Here is a 1,250-nt window from a genome sequence, read left to right as displayed (position 1 = left end):
CCTCGCCTTCGCCGAGCGCAACCCGGCGGTCTACGACGCCATCTTCCAGCTCGACGGCGGCCTGGCGTTCGCGCACGAGGACACCCCCGAGCCGCTGAAGGACGCCTTCGCCGCCCTGCTGGAGAGCCTCGGCGAGGTCGCCGGGGACGGCGTCCATCCGGCACTGTTCACCGAGGTGTTCTGGGCGGCCCTGCACGGGCTGGCGACCCTGACCCGGGCGGGACGCCTTCCGCCGGGTGACGCCGAGCAGAGGGTGGAGCTGCTGGTGGACCGGCTCGCCATGACCTGACGCGCCGTCCGGGCGGGCAGGGGTCTTCCCGGAACACCGAACTCGACGGCGATGGACATCGGGCTAAGGGCGGGTCGCTTCAGCGGTGATGCCGGACTCTCTCAGCTTGCGAGCCAGGCGTTCCATCTCCGGAAGCGTGCCTGAGTAGTCACCCTTCATCACGCAACGCGCCACGTCCTTGGCGCTCGCCAGGTCGACACCGAGCTCAGCCCGCAGCACCCGCATGATGGCAACACCCTTGGCCGGTGGACTGCTCACCAGCAGCCTCGCGGGTCCGTGCTCGGAGAGCATCTGATCCCGCCGTTCGGCCGGCACGTCGCCACCGCACACGGCCATCGCACATCCGCAGGCGGGACACGTCGACTCGACGTCCCACCGCAAGTGGCCGTCCACGAGGGCCTGAGTCCCCCAACACGTCAGCTCCGCACCGCAGTCCTGACACTTTGCGAAGTACCTGACGGATTCGAAAACCACCTGCTCCATCCCCACCCCCATCGGAGACCGCCCGGCCGGCCGGCAGCCGCCGACCGTGGACCTACCCCACCCCCGTCGCCCCGGCGCTCACCGTATCGCCAGGCCGCGGAGGTAGCCGCGCACATTGCGGCGGGTCTCTGTCACGCTGTCGCCCGCGAACTTCTCCGCCACCGCGTCCGCCAGGACCAGGGCCACCATCGCCGTCGCCGATCTCGACGCCCTCGGTGGAGGCTGCCCCGGGCGGGGGTCAGTCCGCCAGCCGCAGCCCGAAGGTGTCGGCCAGGCCGTCGGCGCCGGCCTCGGTCACATGGACGACGCGGGGGCTGGAGCCGTAGCGCAGCCAGCGCAGTGCGAAGAGCCGGTCCGCTCTGCCGATGAAGCACGGACTTTCCCGCGCGATCCGCGAGCCACCCCGAGAGCGTCCGATTGATGCGATGCGTGTTCTCCTCGCCCCGGGCGGCGGGCCCCGACGCGTCCGGCACGGTCC

Annotated in this window: 2 protein-coding genes and 2 pseudogenes; 1 reads left to right on the top strand and 3 read right to left on the bottom strand. The window is 71.4% G+C overall.

Annotated elements, in window-relative coordinates; all coding sequences use genetic code 11:
* Positions 1-289 (top strand): TetR-like C-terminal domain-containing protein (locus ACWEBX_RS41005; protein ID WP_451889761.1); only part of this gene is annotated, 289 nt, incomplete at its 5' end.
* Positions 290-352: 63 nt separating this feature from the next.
* Here ACWEBX_RS41005 and ACWEBX_RS41000 read toward each other — a convergent pair.
* The 3 genes and pseudogenes from ACWEBX_RS41000 to ACWEBX_RS40990 form a co-directional block, all read right to left on the bottom strand.
* Entirely contained in the window at positions 353-625 is a 273-nt protein-coding gene (locus ACWEBX_RS41000) for a hypothetical protein (protein ID WP_451889760.1), read from the bottom strand.
* A gap of 225 nt (positions 626-850) precedes the next feature.
* Positions 851-973: pseudogene (locus tag ACWEBX_RS40995) on the bottom strand (chorismate synthase); the annotation flags it as partial.
* A 37-nt stretch (positions 974-1,010) separates the two neighbouring features.
* Positions 1,011-1,250: pseudogene (locus ACWEBX_RS40990) on the bottom strand (hypothetical protein); the annotation flags it as partial.

Source organism: Streptomyces sp. NPDC005070 (assembly GCF_053600395.1).
This window is presented reverse-complemented; position numbering and strand designations above follow the sequence as displayed.

Excerpts from the sequence above, each read along its gene's own strand:
- ACWEBX_RS41000 (WP_451889760.1), bottom strand. The coding sequence starts at position 625 with ATGGCCGTGTGCGGTGGCGACGTGCCGGCCGAACGGCGGGATCAGATG.